The organism is Clostridium aciditolerans, assembly GCF_016316925.1.
Taxonomy (GTDB): domain Bacteria; phylum Bacillota; class Clostridia; order Clostridiales; family Clostridiaceae; genus Clostridium_AM; species Clostridium_AM aciditolerans.
Genome location: NZ_JAEEGB010000005.1, coordinates 356,582 through 369,753, shown reverse-complemented (window position 1 = coordinate 369,753; position 13,172 = coordinate 356,582). Strand labels below are relative to the sequence as shown.

General features: G+C 33.0%; 12 protein-coding genes. 9 read left to right on the top strand and 3 right to left on the bottom strand.

All coding sequences use genetic code 11. The annotated features are described in order from the left end of the window. The first annotated feature begins 11 nt into the window (after positions 1-11). The 6 genes from I6U51_RS05415 to I6U51_RS05390 all read left to right on the top strand — a co-directional run bounded on the left by I6U51_RS05415 (position 12) and on the right by I6U51_RS05390 (position 7,884). Complete coding sequence (locus I6U51_RS05415) at positions 12-1,244, top strand: NAD(P)-dependent malic enzyme (protein WP_211141628.1); 1,233 nt, start codon at positions 12-14, stop codon at positions 1,242-1,244. 105 nt (positions 1,245-1,349) lie between these two features. Then, entirely contained in the window at positions 1,350-3,446 is a 2,097-nt protein-coding gene (locus tag I6U51_RS05410; RefSeq protein WP_211141626.1) for a WG repeat-containing protein, read from the top strand. Between the two features lie 226 nt (positions 3,447-3,672). Further along, complete coding sequence (locus I6U51_RS05405) at positions 3,673-5,241, top strand: FAD-dependent oxidoreductase (protein WP_211141625.1); 1,569 nt, start codon at positions 3,673-3,675, stop codon at positions 5,239-5,241. 446 nt (positions 5,242-5,687) lie between these two features. Beyond that, complete coding sequence (locus I6U51_RS05400; RefSeq protein ID WP_211141623.1) at positions 5,688-6,689, top strand: sodium:calcium antiporter; 1,002 nt, start codon at positions 5,688-5,690, stop codon at positions 6,687-6,689. 8 nt (positions 6,690-6,697) lie between these two features. After that, positions 6,698-7,399, top strand: a complete 702-nt coding sequence (locus tag I6U51_RS05395; RefSeq protein ID WP_246517083.1) for an FTR1 family iron permease — start codon at positions 6,698-6,700, stop codon at positions 7,397-7,399. Positions 7,400-7,440: 41 nt separating this feature from the next. Continuing rightward, positions 7,441-7,884, top strand: coding sequence for a hypothetical protein (locus I6U51_RS05390; RefSeq protein ID WP_211141621.1), 444 nt, complete (start codon positions 7,441-7,443; stop codon positions 7,882-7,884). Between the two features lie 221 nt (positions 7,885-8,105). On the opposite strand, the gene I6U51_RS05385 is transcribed toward I6U51_RS05390, so the two are convergent. Further along, positions 8,106-8,387, bottom strand: coding sequence for a YmaF family protein (locus I6U51_RS05385; RefSeq protein ID WP_211141731.1), 282 nt, complete (start codon positions 8,385-8,387; stop codon positions 8,106-8,108). Between the two features lie 34 nt (positions 8,388-8,421). Next, a complete protein-coding gene (locus I6U51_RS05380; protein ID WP_211141730.1) occupies positions 8,422-8,865 on the bottom strand; it encodes a DUF1259 domain-containing protein in 444 nt (147 codons plus the stop codon). A 443-nt stretch (positions 8,866-9,308) separates the two neighbouring features. Between I6U51_RS05380 and I6U51_RS05375 the strand changes: the two genes are divergently transcribed. The 3 genes from I6U51_RS05375 to I6U51_RS05365 all read left to right on the top strand — a co-directional run bounded on the left by I6U51_RS05375 (position 9,309) and on the right by I6U51_RS05365 (position 12,179). Then, entirely contained in the window at positions 9,309-10,286 is a 978-nt protein-coding gene (locus I6U51_RS05375) for a DUF1259 domain-containing protein (protein WP_211141619.1), read from the top strand. Positions 10,287-10,521: 235 nt separating this feature from the next. Continuing rightward, on the top strand, positions 10,522-10,839 hold the full coding sequence (locus tag I6U51_RS05370) for a TIGR04076 family protein (protein ID WP_211141617.1): 318 nt from the start codon (positions 10,522-10,524) through the stop codon (positions 10,837-10,839). Between the two features lie 389 nt (positions 10,840-11,228). After that, positions 11,229-12,179, top strand: coding sequence for an ROK family protein (locus tag I6U51_RS05365; RefSeq protein WP_211141615.1), 951 nt, complete (start codon positions 11,229-11,231; stop codon positions 12,177-12,179). A 99-nt stretch (positions 12,180-12,278) separates the two neighbouring features. On the opposite strand, the gene I6U51_RS05360 is transcribed toward I6U51_RS05365, so the two are convergent. Beyond that, positions 12,279-13,160: a Cof-type HAD-IIB family hydrolase gene (locus I6U51_RS05360; RefSeq protein ID WP_211141613.1), complete on the bottom strand. Its 882-nt coding sequence runs from the start codon at positions 13,158-13,160 to the stop codon at positions 12,279-12,281. Positions 13,161-13,172: the final 12 nt, after the last annotated feature.

Here is a 13,172-nt window from a genome sequence, read left to right as displayed (position 1 = left end):
GAGGTTTACAAATGAGCGATTTAAGAGAAAGAGCATTAAAATTTCACAAAGACAATGAAGGTAAGATTGCACTACACTGCAAAGTACCAGTAAAAAACAAAGAAGATTTAACTATGGCATACACTCCAGGTGTTGCAGAACCATGCCTAGAAATCAACAAAAACTTTGATACAATCTATGACTACACTTCAAGAGGAAACTGGGTAGCTGTAGTAACAAATGGTACAGCAGTGTTAGGTCTTGGAGATATAGGAGCAGGAGCAGGTCTTCCAGTTATGGAAGGTAAAGCAGTTTTATTTAAGGCTTTTGGTGGAGTAGACGCTTTTCCAATATGTTTAGATACAAAAGATGTAGATAAAATAGTTGAGACAGTAAAGCTTATGGAGCCAACTTTTGGAGGAATAAACTTAGAAGATATAAAAGCTCCAGAGTGTTTTGAAATTGAGAAAAAGCTTAAAGAAATTAGCAACATACCAATATTCCATGATGATCAACATGGAACAGCTGTAGTATCAACAGCTTGCTTAATAAATGCATTAAAGCTTACTAATAAGAAGTTTGAAGGTATAAGAGTAGTTGTTAATGGAGCAGGTGCAGCGGGAATAGCTATAACTAAACTTTTATTAAAAATGGGTGCAAAAGATATAATTCTTTGTGATACTAAAGGAGCTATCTATAAGGGAAGAACAGCTGGTATGAATAAGTACAAAGAAGAAATAGCAGAAATAACAAATCCTAACTTGTTACAAGGAGACCTTGCTACTGTACTAAAGGGAGCAGATGTATTCTTAGGAGTTTCTGTTGCTAATTGTGTAACTCAAGAGATGGTAAAATCCATGAATAAGGATGCAATAATAATGGCAATGGCAAATCCAAATCCAGAAATACTTCCACACTTAGCTGTAGAAGCTGGAGCAAAAGTAGTATGTACAGGAAGATCAGACTTCCCAAATCAAGTTAATAACGTTGTTGCATTCCCAGGAATATTCAGAGGGGCTTTAGATGTTCAGGCAAAAGATATAAATGATGAAATGAAAATGGCTGCAGCTTATGCTATAGCAGAGCTTGTAAGTGAAGAGGAGTTAAATCCAGAGTATGTTATACCTCAAGCCTTTGATTTAAGAATAGCACCAAAAGTAGCTGCATACGTGGCAAAAGCAGCTATAGATACTGGGGTTGCTAGAAGAACTGATGTTACACCAGAAATGGTTGCAGAGCATACAAAAAAATTATTAGGAATTTAAACTATACAAAACCGCAGAACTAGATAATAGTTCTGCGGTTTTTTTGCACTTATATTGATTTTTTATCATAAAATATATAGATATCAATAATACGGAGTGGGTTTTGTGAATTTAAAAAATTCAAAGATAGAAAAGTTTTTTTCTATACTTTTACCTTTAGAGGCAGAGATTATCACATATTTAAAGCAATCAGTGAGACTTGGAGATTTAGATGGGGACGGCAGACTTGAAGCTGTAGTGGCATATAAGTTTATGGGAAAACAGTATTTAGGAGTCTTCAAAAAACGAGGTTATAATTGGTATAACCTTGGACATATTCCAGGTAAAAGTCAGGATATATATGATTTTTATTTAGAAGATTATACTGGCGATGGGAGAAAAGATATTTTTGTAAAATGGAAACTAGACGATACATGGTGTGAGTTAAATGTATGGACATGGAGCAATGGAACCTTAATAAAAATTGTAAAAGAAAGAAAGCCGCTAAATTCCTTAAGAAAAAAAATAGAACTATATCCAGTATCCCGTCGAGAATTAGAAGGAGTAAAATATGGATATATCGATTCAAGTGGAAAATTAATAATTCCAATTAAATTCGATAATGCAGAAGGCTTTCAAGAAAATGGATTAGCTATCATAAGAATAGGTGACAAAGAGGGAATAATAGATGAAAATGGTAATTATGTTATACAGCCTAAATACTCATATATAAATGGATTTAAAGAAGGAAGAGCTATTGTTGCAGAAGATCAAAAGAACAAGGTTATCAATGAGAGTGGGAAAGAGTTGTTTGAAAATGGTACTTATATAGGTGAGTTTAGTAATGGAAGGGCACCCTTTGCAATAGTACCACAAGATGGCCTATGGAGGTATGGATATATTAATCTACAGGGAAAAGTAGTAGTTCCTCCACAGTTTTTGTCTGCTGAAAGCTTTAATAACGGGAAAGCATTAGTAAAACTAGGTGATAAAAGATATGCAAATATCGATTTAAAAGGAAATGTTTTAAATACCTTCCCCTATGAACTTGTAGGTGATATGAACGAAGGAATGTTATTTTTTAAAGAGAAGTTAGATGGAAAATTTGGATTAATAGATGAAAGTGGAAATGTAATAGTTGCTCCTAAATATGAAACTGTAGAAAGCTTTAGAAATGGAACTGCTATAGTAGGTGAAGGAGAAGACGGCATAATAAAGGTTGGTGTCATTGATAAGAGGGGAAACTATGTTATTGATCCTAAATATCATGATATTCAGTTTTTAGGAGAAGACAGACTTGCTGTTGGAACTCCTATTATTGGTGAGGCAGCCTACCTACCATCTAAGTATGCAATTTCAGATAGCAAAGGCAATGTTTTAACGGACGTCATATATTATGGCGTATCAGAATATAAGAATACATTAGCCTCTGCTTATGATGATAAGCATACTTATTTTATCGACAAACAGGGAAAAAGAGTAGATAGCTTGCCAAAGGTTGAGGGTTCAGGAACATTAACTATGTTAGATAATATAATTCGAGCTAATGTAGACTCTAGGATTTCATACTATGATAAATCAGGTAAGCTTATTTGGAGTCAAAATACTGAAGTTCCACTTGAAAATGGCTATGTTGTAAAGGAGAAAAAATATAAACCGAATAGAAACTATATTGTATATTATCCACAGCTTGGAGGAGTTAAGGATAAAAATAAAGAGAAAATGATAAATGAAAAGCTAGCTCAGTTATCTCAATTAAAAGAAGTTGGTAGCGGTGAACTAGAATACTCGTATACTGGAGATTTTAACATTACTCTTTTTAAAAAAGATTTATTAGTATTAGAACTTCTCGGATACAATTATCCTCTTGGTGCAGCTCATGGTATGCCTAGCAGAGTTTTTACACATATCAATTTGAAAAATGGAAGTTTTTATGATCTAAAGGATTTGTTTAAAAAGAACAGTGACTATGTGAAGAGGTTAAGTGATATAATTCAGAAACAGATAGATGAGAAGGGAGAAAAATTGGGAGTTTGGAAAGATCAGTACAAAGGAATTAAGGCAGATCAGCCATTTTATGTGACTGAAGATGCCCTGCATATTTATTTTGAGCCTTATGAAATTGCTCCATATGCATCAGGTTTTGTTACCTTTGATATTCCTTTTGCTGAAATCATGGATATAGTAGATACGAAGGGAGGCTTTTGGAAGGCTTTTCATTAACTCTTAATGCATTGGATTAAATAGAAAGATTAGTTAAGAGTCCTAAATATGCCATTCAACTAACTAAATAAGCTTTAATATTATTCCTTGAAGGCATTTTACATACAGTCTCTGTAGTTAGAACCGTATTATGCCTTCTAAGGAATACATATTTTTGTGGGATTAGTAAAAAATAAAATATATGCTTGAATAATGCATTTGCGAAAGGTGTGTAAGGAGGCTTATGATGGAAGATTCGAGACTACATAATTTGAATGTTTTTTCTAGTGTTCATGAACCGTACTGGATTGCATCAACAAGTAAAACAGATTATCCTGCATTAAAAGAGGATATAAATGTTGATGTTGCTATAGTTGGTGGAGGTATAGTAGGAATAACTACTGCATTTCTTTTAAAAGAAAAAGGTTTAAAGGTGGCTGTATTAGAGGCTAATAGGATTGCTCATGGTACTACAGGACATACAACTGCCAAAATAACTTCGCAGCACGGTCTAATCTACGATAAAATAATATCTAAGTTTGGGAAAGAAAAGGCAAGGCAGTATGCAGATGCTAATGAATCTGCTATTCATTTTATTGCAAATTTAGTGAAAGAAAGAAATATTGATTGCGACTTTTGTTGGCGTCCTGCCTATATATACACTCAATCTGAGGAATATATAGATAAAATTGAAGAAGAGGTAAAAGCGGCTTCGAGCTTAGGGATAAAGGCAAGTTATCAAGAGGATATTTCACTGCCCTTTAAAATAAAAGCTGCTATCAAGTTTGATAATCAAGCTCAATTTCACCCATTAAAATACATACTTTCGTTAGCAAAGGAAATACCAGGTGATGGCAGTCATATTTTTGAATTTACTAAAGTTGTAGATATTGAAGATGAAGAAAGATGTGCAGCAGTAACAAGTGCCGGGAATAAGGTGACTGCATCTAAGATTATTATTGCATCGCACTTCCCATGCTACGATGGGCGTGGAATGTATTTTGCAAGGATGTATGCTGAGAAGTCATACGTACTTGGAGTTAAAGTTAAAGATAAGTTCCCAGAAGGTATGTTTATAACAGCTGAAGAGCCAGGCCGTTCTCTCCGTTCTCAAAAGCATGATGATGGCGAAATTATACTAGTTGGTGGCGAACATCATAAAACAGGAAGTGAAAAGCAAACTAACGTACACTATGAAAACTTAGGGAAATTTGCAAATGAAACATTCCAATTACAAGAAATATTATTTAGATGGTCTACACAAGACTGCACCACTGTGGATAGCGTTCCTTATGTTGGCTATCTTACATCTAATACATCTAACATATTAGTAGCAACAGGCTTTGCTAAATGGGGAATGACAAATAGCACAGCATCGGCAAGAATATTGACGGAGTTGATTACAGAGGGAGAAAGTCCTTGGGCACCTGTATATAATCCATCTAGGTTTGATATAGCTGCTTCAGGAGCAAAATTAGTATCTACAAATTTAGATGTAGCAGAAAAACTTTTGGGTGGAAAAATCACTCCAGCTCCAAGTGACATAGAGATTAAAAATGGTGAAGCCAAAGTAATTAATGTGGACGGAGAGAAAGTAGGAGCTTATCGTGATGAACAGGGACAGTTACATATAGTCGATATAACCTGTACTCATTTAGGTTGTGAATTAGTATGGAATGAAGCTGAAAAAACTTGGGATTGCCCTTGCCACGGCTCGAGATTTAGTTATGAAGGTGAAAATATTGAGGGGCCTGCATTTAATCCGTTGAAGCATTTAGGTGAAGGTGAAAATATAAAAGATCCAAATATATTTTAATTATAAAATATAGGCACATTATACAAATGTAGAAAATAAAGAAAATCAATTGATTTATAAAATGTATCTTATAGAGTATACCAGAAAAAAGTCTACGATATAAGATATTTTTATAGCAGAAAATGAACAAGGTAAATTACCAAATCTCTTTATAATGATGTTGTTAGCTCTAGTATATTAATATGCCTCCATAAAGTTTTACACAATATAATAATATAATTTAATCTTATTTAAGGAGTTAGAATGATTATTGACATCACAAAATGAATTTAGTATACTTTACTAAGGTAACATATAAATGTATATTTACAAAAGGGAGTAGTTTAATAGATGTTGTCAACATATTGGTGATAAACCTGGCAATGTCCACAAAAATGTGAAACGAGACTTTTGGCGTATTTTTAATACGCCAAAGGTCTTTTATTTTTGTCTAAGGAGGAGAAAAAATGATAATAACGATTTTAGTCATGATTGCTGCAGCACTTTTAATTTATTTTAGCTGTGAACTGTTTGTAAACGGAATTGAATGGGTAGGTAAAGTTTTTAATATTTCTCAAAGTGCAGTAGGTTCAATTCTAGCAGCTTTTGGTACAGCCTTGCCTGAAAGTATTGTAACATTCATAGCTGTAGTGTTTGGAGCAAATTCAAGTCAGAAGGATATTGGTGTTGGGGCAGCTTTAGGTGGACCTCTTGTTTTAAGTACACTTGCCTATGCTGTTGTTGGCATTAGCATAGTTATTTTTAGTGGTAAGAGAAAATCTGGTAGTTGTATTAATGTTGATAGTGAAAAATTAGCAAGAGACCAAGTTTGGTTTATGGGTATTTTTGTATTTAAGATTGGATTAGGTCTTATAGCTTTTGCAATAAAGTCTTGGCTTGGACTTTTATTTCTATTGGCTTATGGAATTTACTTTTATAAAGAAATGAATACTGATACAGTGGAAATTCCTGAAGAATTGGAGCCATTGAAATTTAGCCCCAAAAGTGCAAACCCTAAGAAATCATTGATTATAGCCCAAACTATATTGTCACTTATATTTATTTTTATTGGCTCACAAATGTTTGTACATAATTTGGGCACCTTAAGTATTTCGCTTGGAATGGCTCCTCATATGGTTTCTTTGCTATTGAGTCCAGTTGCAACAGAATTACCAGAAACATTAAATGCACTTATATGGGTAAGGCAGGGCAAAGAGAACTTGGCTCTTTCTAATATCAGTGGTTCTATGATGATTCAAGCTACAGTGCCGAGTGCATTAGGTATTATTTTTACTCCTTGGATGCTTGATAAGTCTCTTATGATTGCAGCAATTATAACCTTTATGGCCATTTTATTAATATGGGTAACTTTAAAAAGAAGTTGCTTATCAGCTAAAAGATTATCATTTAATGCTGTATTATATATTATCTTCATTATAGGAATACTTTACATAAAAGGTGGAGTATAATCTGAGTTTTGTTTGTAAATCTCTTATATTATCAAGTGATTCTTGGAGGAGTTGGTATAGGCTTTGCTGTAAGTATAGTGCTAGCGGTGATTGTAAAAGTCTTATTCTCATCTGGTACCTTTGGAAATAACAATTTTCTAATTTCAGGTTGGACTGGGGTATTTGCTGCAGTGATGCTTATGTATGTTAGTTACTGGTTACATAGCAAATCTAGTGTTAAGGTATGGCAATGTTATGTTAATGATAAAGGGTCTCAAGCCATAGCTACTGGTAGTTTATTCTCTTTAGGATTATTAGCTTTCTTAGCAGTATTTAGAGAAGGAACTGAAACAGTTCTATTTTATATCGGTATGGCCTCATCAATTAAGTTATCAGACTTACTTATTGGTATTGCAATAGGCATGGCTATATTAGTCATTATAGCTTTACTTATTTTAAAGGTTGGTTTACGTATTCCAATGAGACCATTCTTTATGGTGTCAAGCTTATTAGTTTTCTACTTAGGATTAAAGTTCACTAGCATGGGAGTAAATGGATTACAATTAGCAGGACTATTACCTGCAAACTCTAGCGATATTCTTCCAAGCATAGGGTGGATTGGTATGTATCCAACCTGGGAAGGCTTTATTCCACAGTTAATTCTAATTATAGTTGCAATTGTAATGGTTATATTAAATCATACAAGTTCAAAAGGTTTAAAAGCTAATTAAGATAAAATTAAATATTTTAATGTTTAGGAGGAAAGGGTATAATGATGAATTTTAAAAAATTATTTATGGTAAGTTCTCTAGGTATAGTACTAACTTTTGCAGGATGTGGCACACAAAAAAATGAACAAGCTGCAAATTCAGCGCAAAATCAAACTAAACAGGAGACTCCTGCAGAAAAACAAAAAACTCTTACTATTCAAGAGGGAAGCAATAATATGAAAGAGGTTATTAAGCAAATGAAAACAGAGCTTAATAATAAGGAAGAAGATAAAGTTATAAAAACTTCTGAAGGTTTAGAAGGAAACTGGAAGCAATTCGAGGATAACATTAAAGCAAAATCTCCTGAACTATATGAAAAGATAGAAGATCCTCTACATACCATAAATGCTGCAATAAAAGTAAAGCCGCTTGATACTAAGACGCTAAATACTAATATTGATAATTTAGATAAACAGTTAGAACAGTTGCAAAAATTACAATTCTAATAATACAGATATATATCCTGATACTATAGGATATATATCTATTTTTTTATTCCATATGTAGTAAAAAATGAGAAAGACTTAATTTAGAATAATCGCAGAGCTATTATGTTAGTTACGTAAGATCCATATAGATGGCACAATGGAATTAAAGGGGATGGATAAGAAAGTAACTGCTATAAAAAATGACGGCTCTTTCTTAGGGGAATAGGTGTACATTAAAATTAATCAGTGCTTGTATATCCACATATATAGTGTACGTGACCATCTGTACGTTTTACCATAGTTTGAAAGTAATGATAATGGCGTCCATCAGGTAGATTGATTGCTGGACCTGTATTAGTTACATAATCGTGATGATGACCATGATTGAAAGTTGTATCACCTTCCATACAATGATCATGAGGCACTCCACTTGGTGCCTTAGCAGTAACTCCGCCATAGTGATGAATGTGACCTTGATCGTATGTTGTTGTACCTGAGTAACTGTGAGAATGTTCTGCAATTACCCGAAATAATTATATTAAAACGTGTAAAGCATTAGCATCTTAAGACACGTAAAGCATCGGCTACTTTTCTTGCAAAGTTTAAAGGCTCATCAATGGATTCAAAGTGAATATACATAAGTCTTGGATTATCGAATAACCAATGGTTGTGAAGAGCAGTAACTAATATTCCGTGTTCCCTAAGGATAGTAATAAAATCATTAATTTCTTCCTGTAAAATTACTGTTTCACCTAAATTAAGAGTTCTTCCACGGCTATCCATAGATTCGAAGGAGAATAAAGCAGCTAAAGCTAATGGAGAATGAGTTGGTCTTCCTAATATAGTTGCATTTATATCTCTAAGAAATGTCACAACACATAAATCTCTCGTAGATGTTAAAATTTCTGCTCCAAGTATTCTGGCAAATTGGTTACAAAGACTACAAGTATCTTTAGTGTGGTTACAAGGATCCTGTGTGTGATTACAAGGATCATTCATTTGTCTATTACAATGTGTCATCTTAGGTCCCCCTATAATATTAATATTTTTAGAAAATCAAGGTTGTATTTTGTCTTTAGCTCTTATGCAAAACTTGATTTTCTATGTAATATAAAGGGGGCATTTCTGGTAGTATAGTATGAGATTTACCTACATTATGTGACTAATTAAATTTAACTTTTGAGTATAATATAACAAAGAAAAGTCATGCAGCACATCAAGATTTCCTGTACTTTGTGCATGACTTTTTGTTAAACTTTATAACTAAAAGATTTCACCAAAATCAAGGTACATTCTTTAAAAAACTTAGAGCGTTCTATATAGACAATTCTTTCATATTTAGATTTATTGCACCTTTATCTTCAATAATTCTCAGTAACTATTTAATAAGGTAATGAATAGGATAATAATGGAGATTTATCAATTAGTAGGAGAGAAGCTTCATGATGACTTATAAAGTTCAATATGGTGATACACTATATACTATAGCGCATCGTTTCGGAATTTGTGTTAGAATGCTTGCATTGTCCAACAATATATTTTGGCCGCATCAAATATTTGAAGGGCAAGAATTATTAGTGCCAATTGCAACATTAGATAAGAACTTAAATTTTAGAAATCATAAATCAGAATATGATTTAGAAACCATAAGAAAGATTTTCTCTCAGGAAGGCACTACTGCTGGAGGAGTTTTTAAATTTACTTTTCCACGTTTTGATTTAAAGGTTAAAATAGATGGCATTATAATAGAACCTGATCTAGCCTTGACCTCCTGGGTAGCCTTTAATCAATTAGGAAATCACAGCATGATGATGGGAGATCTTGTTTTGCTAGAAGATGAAGTAGATCCTGTTATGTCAAACCTAATTGAAAATGGAATTGAAGTAACAGGGCTTCATAACCATCTACTGCATGAATCACCACGAATTATGTATCTGCACATTAAAGGTGAAGGAGATCCAATTAAACTTGCTCAAAGTGTAAGAAATGCACTTTCTTTAACAACAACTCCCTTTAACATAAAAAAACAACAACCTCCTTCTAAAATTGATTGGAAGGTAATTGAAGATATTTTAGGACACAAAGGCTCACATAAAGGTAAAGTGCTCCAGCTATCAGTTCCAAGAACTAAAATAATCTCAGAGGATGGTCATAAGTTATCACCTGCTATGGGAATATCACATGGTATTAATTTTCAATCTGTAGGAAATAAAGTAGCTACCACAGGTGATCTTGTTTTATTAGCAAATGAAGTCAATCCAGTTATAGGCATCTTAAGGAAGAACAATATTGCTGTAACTGCTATTCACAATCATATGCTTACCGAAGTTCCTCGACTATTCTTCATGCATTTTTGGGCAGTTGACAAATCAGAAAAATTGGCACAAGCATTTAAGTCTGTTCTTGATTTAGCGAAATAACTCTCATATATAGGATATATAGCTATTTATTTTGCTTCTATATGTAGTAAAAAATATTTGATACCTATCAGCTATTATAGAATTGTAATATAATGCAACGCAACTATTAAAATTATTGGGTAACTATACCATGTTTTATATAAATATGAAAGTATATATAAAACATGGTATAATATTAATTAAGTCTCAGTCATAAGACATTAAAAAACAACATTTACAAATTGGGGGTATAAACATGGAAATTACAAAGTGTTATGATGTTAAAATTACAATATTAAAAAAATTAAAGGTTGAAGATATCCATAAAGATTACGCAAAAAGTAACATTCCTGTAGTTTGTGCAAAGGGACAAGAAGGGGATGAATACATATCAAAAAATTGTGATATGCCAAATAAATTTTGTATTGGCGCTTGGGAAGGATTGAAAAGTAAAGTTGCTCTTTTAGCGTCGGGTGGTAATAGTCCTTATGTAAGGCAAGATGGAATAGCAATACATTCATGTAACGACGGACTTCACCCAGTTATTTATAAATTGGAAAGAGTAGAAGCTTAGTTTTAGATAATCTTAAATAATTAATTTATATTTTTCTTATTAGTCACTATAAACAGGATTCTTGGCTTCAGGTGGAGTTTTAAACTCCATCTGAAGCTTAGAAGCCGTTATCCAGGGGCGTAGCGCCACTTATCCTCAACTTTAAGAAGTTGGGGTGTTAGTGGCGGTAGACATCGGATAAATATTAAAATACAAATAGTTTTCAAACACCATATTATTCAATGAATTTTATGGTGTTTTTACATCGCGCTTTAAAGATATTACGAATTGAAGTTATGAACTTTATAAGAAGGATATTCAAAATAACTTATAGAACTATTAAAGAAAAGCATGTATTAGATAAAAGAGTATCTAATAGCAAAAGATTTTAAGGTTATAGGAGAGGTTGTATGGAAAAGAGATATGTCATAGGAGTGGACTTAGGAGGAACAAAAATTAGCACTGCCCTTGCAGAATTAAATGGAAATATAATTAGTGAATATACTATCCCTACAAATGCTGCAGGAGGAGAACAAGAAGTATTAGGAAGAATACTTTCTGCCATTGAAAAAGTATTAGCGCTTGGAGATAAGAAAGTTGATGAAATAAAGTCCATAGGAATTGGATCCCCTGGACCTTTAGACTCCAAAAAAGGAATAATACTAGAAACCCCTAATCTACCATTTGAAAATTTTCATCTTGTTAAGCCTATAGAAGAAAGATTTAAAATACCTACCTATTTGGAGAATGATGCTAACGCAGCAGCTATAGGTGAATTCATGTTTGGAGCGGGCAAAAATACAAAAAATATGGTTTATATTACCGTAAGCACTGGTATTGGTGCAGGTGCTATTGTTGATGGAAGAATCTATCGAGGTAATACCTGTAATGCATTGGAATTAGGACACACTACTATATTGCCTGAGGGACCAAGATGTAACTGTGGCAACTATGGCTGTTTAGAAGCACTAGCATCAGGTACAGCTATTGCGAGAATAGCAAATGAAAAGCTTAAGGCTGGAGCGGAAAGTTCACTAAAGAGCTATGAAGTTGTAACCTCTTATGAGGTATTTGAAGAAGCAAGAAAAGGTGACAAGCTATCATCAGATATAATAGATAAAAGCCTTGAATATTTAGGTATAGGAGTATCAAATATAATTACTATTATGGACCCAGAAATAGTGGTGCTAGGAGGGGGAGTATCCTTAGCGGGCGAGATAGTTTTTGATAAGGTAAATAAAGTAATTAATAAGAGATGTTTTAAAGTACTAAGAGAAAACTGTAGGGTTGTCCCTGCAGCTTTAGTAAAACAATCTGGAGTAATAGGAGCCGTTGCTCTGGCTATTATGGAAAGCCAATAGTTTAATTATATAAAATTTTATAATTTCTATTTAAGAAATAAGGGGTGTAAGCTAAATTTTTGATTACACCCCTTTAAGTCCGACCTTACGCCCAAATGGTTACGCGGTCGCTGACTTAAGCTTTAATTTATTCATAAATTTATGAATAAAATGGGCTACTCCATTAAGATCATTTGATACTGAAATATGACTGCATATAGTTTTTATATCATCTTTGGCATTTCCCATTGCAACGCTTATTCCGGCTTTTCTAAACATAGATATATCATTATAATTGTCACCGATTGCTGCAACATCTTTTAATGGAATGCTTAAGTAATTGGCTAGATATTCTAAAGAATTACCTTTGGAGGCATCTTTATTAATCATTTCAAAGTTATATTCTGATGAGACCACCATAGATAAATTCTTATATTTGCTATAGCGATCTCTTCCATACTGAAGCCTGTTCTTATCAAAAGAAACAGCAGTTATACTGCAAAAATCTAAGTCTGAATTTAAAATATCATCCTTACAATTTATAAGTTTTATACCTTCTTGAGAGAATATTAAGCTTGTCATATCACTGATGATATTCATAGGAAGAGAGGGATCATTGGCTTTTGCTACTTTAAAGTCTTTTTCAAGTATTGTTTTTGTATCATATGGCAAAAATAAGCTTTTATCTGTACATATTTCAAAAAAATATTCATTTTCATAGAGCCAATTTAGCACATACTCAAGGGACTCTTTATCTATAGTAGAAGACTTTAATTTTTTTCCTTCCTTAGAAAATACTAAAGCACCATTATTTGAAATTATATGGGCATTAATATTTGCCTTTCTACATATGTGAATTGCATCAGAATAGGTCCTACCTGTTGCAATTGCTATTTCTACCCCTTCTTGTTGAGCTAATTTTAAAGCCTCTACATTTTCTTTACTTACTTCATGATTTGAGTTTAAAAGAGTTCCATCTAAATCTGTTGCAAAAAGTTTCATTACACACACCTC